The organism is Kaarinaea lacus (assembly GCF_975902315.1).
Genome location: NZ_CDLKIE010000339.1, coordinates 1 through 2,651, shown reverse-complemented (window position 1 = coordinate 2,651; position 2,651 = coordinate 1). Strand labels below are relative to the sequence as shown.

Annotated in this window: 2 protein-coding genes; one reads left to right on the top strand and one right to left on the bottom strand. The window is 43.2% G+C overall.

Translation table 11 applies throughout. The annotated features are described in order from the left end of the window. The first annotated feature begins 354 nt into the window (after nucleotides 1–354). Nucleotides 355–927, top strand: a complete 573-nt coding sequence (thpR, locus tag ACWVCM_RS10920; RefSeq protein ID WP_455201785.1) for an RNA 2',3'-cyclic phosphodiesterase — start codon at nucleotides 355–357, stop codon at nucleotides 925–927. 804 nt (nucleotides 928–1,731) lie between these two features. Here thpR and ACWVCM_RS10915 read toward each other — a convergent pair. Then, nucleotides 1,732–2,651 (bottom strand): 5'-nucleotidase C-terminal domain-containing protein (locus tag ACWVCM_RS10915; RefSeq protein ID WP_455201784.1); only part of this gene is annotated, 920 nt, incomplete at its 5' end.

Genomic DNA, 2,651 nt, shown 5'->3' with positions numbered 1-2,651 from the left:
TGTGGTTATTACTTTCATTCACCACTTCCAGGTGCATCGCATCGACACCGTTTGCCAATTTTTCTTCAATAACTGACTGCACTTTCATCGACAACTCCTAATTCACAACTTCAAAATAAAAACCCGGATTCCTTTAAAACGCCCAGATTGAATATCCACCACTATCTTTCTTTCAGCTCACAGGTGAAAACTTCCAGGTAAGTGCTGCGATTACCTGCCACTATCTGCTCAAACTGCAAAAACCAAAAGCGCTTGAAATTATACTGGGTCCACGCTAGATTGCCAAAATGAGCCTCACAGTAAGATATCCCAGTAGCAGTAACTCCTGAACAATAACATTAAAGTTAGACCCGAATGAATAAAAAAATTCGCGCGTTTTATGCCATAGAGCTAAACGATGAAGTGCGTAATGCAGCACTACATATCGTGGAACAACTAAAAGTGAATGAATGGAGTGAACACGTCCGTTGGACCGCCAATGAGAACCTGCACTTAACCATACGTTTTCTGGGTGATGTTACGGAAGAAATACTTCAATCAATGAATGCGTCAGTCGAAAACCAGCTGGCAAAAAGCGCACCGTTTACACTCATGTTTAAAGAACCACGGTTATTTCCACATTTCAAGAAACCACGAGTAGTTGCCGCGATTGTACCGCACAGCGATGCGTTACTTGCTGTTGCCGATGTACTGGAGTCATGCGCTGTTGCAGCAGGCCTGGATCCTGAAACACGGCAGTTCAAGGGCCATTTAACATTGGGCCGTTGCAAAAAATCATTTCCCAAGCGCACCAAACTGGAATCTATTCCCTTTTCATCCAAACTACCTGTCACTCGGATAACGCTTTTTCAAAGCCAGCTATCCAGCGAAGGACCTACTTATATAAAGCTGTCAGAAATACCGCTAAGCAGTAAAACTGAAAACTAAATACTTAAAATAATTTGTTGTCACTTCTATGGCTATTACATGCAGTTAGTTACAGGTTTGACTTACTTCGTTCGCTACCATAAAACGCTCGCTAATATTTTTTCGCATTAAGGTATTGTTTCTATTGTTTACTATTTTTTTTTGGAACATAAAAAAACGGACATCCATCGCTGGATGTCCGTTTACATTGCTTCCCAACCATGACAGATCAAGAAGCACCCAAAACTAAACCTTTACTAATGCAATCCTGTTAAACTTTTTCACTTTATCTGCATTAATGCATACAATGCGCTTTCTTAAAGTGAAAAACATATTACGATGTGTTTTGTTGTTACCGCTCGTATGACACATCGTGCTATCTAACGAATTCGGAACTAAGAGTTACTGCAATCCTCGAAAGCGATCTGGTTAATATTTATACTGTCGCTTATTGAAGTGCTACACATAGCTTAATGCCACTTTTGATATCTGACAACTGGCCCTAAAGCTAGAGTATTACGCATCTGCCCATATTTTCTTCTTTATAATCAATTGATTAAAAATAGAAAAAAATCAGGCAAATTTTCAAAATCTGCAAAAAATATTTCTATTGGTTGCTAATCGCTCAAATTATCTGAACTCGACATCAACCTGAATTAAGCCTGATCTTGCTTCAAATGTAGCTCGCAACCTACTGTGAAATAAGAAATTATTCGTGAGCAAGAAAAAAGCGGCCGTCTGACAAGCAAACGACCGCTCAATTAACTCCCAGATCAGAAACCTACGTGGTTAATAACCCCACAAAAACAGGTCTCTCGCTGTGGGTTATTCTACCGTGTAAACAATCACGCCTCGCTCCAACCAGCTTGGCCCAATACCATCGATGGGCTGCACAATACCGGGAAGATGAGAATGTGGTAGTTCCGCTTCCTGGTATGTCTTGGTGACAGGATCGATAACATTCGCGTTTACATGTGCCACACGGCCTTCACCAAACTGCGCCTCAGTGATAGTGCCAATCTTGTCCAGATACAGGCGAAGCGCGTGTATAGGATGCAAGAAGTTATCGGGTGCAGGAAAACTCCCCACGCCACCTTGACCAGGATGGTTGCTGATTAAACCTTCCAGCGATGTAGGCGCTTCCATGGTGATAGCGCTTGTATAGTCATCACCATCTGCCAGTGCATAAAACACCATGTTGGCTCCGCCTTCCAGACGGCAGGAACGGCCAATAGCTGACGTGTGGCCATAGCAGGAAGCGATGACGTAACGCTTGCTGTGGTCCAGCACGCTGCCGTCAATTTTGGTTTCCAGGATACGTGAACCTGAAGAACTGCCTGGAAGACGCTCAACATCCACTTTTTGCGACATGTTGGCAGATAAACCTAAGTACCAGCCACCACGCTGGATATAAGGATTAGGATGAAATACATTCGCCAGGATGCTATCCAGGTTTTGTTCGATGGCAATACCTGCATAGTCCGCAGCAACTAAAGCGGGTGGTACCGGGAAGTAACTATAAATATCACGCAGCGTCACTTCACCCTGTACACGACCATCGCGATATTCAGAACCTGTTGGTGTTGGTTCAACATCGGCAGGCAACAGGTTATTGGGTGGGAGTACAACCGTATCAAAACGGAAACCATTGGTCATGGAAATAACACTGCTGCTCGCCCAAATCGGATTTGTTTTAGCAATGCTGGCCAATGTGTCATTAAATGCATCGGCGATAAAGTTATTCA

Bases quoted from the DNA above. Each gene is read 5' to 3' on its own strand.
- thpR (WP_455201785.1), top strand. From the start codon at position 355: ATGAATAAAAAAATTCGCGCGTTTTATGCCATAGAGCTAAACGATGAA.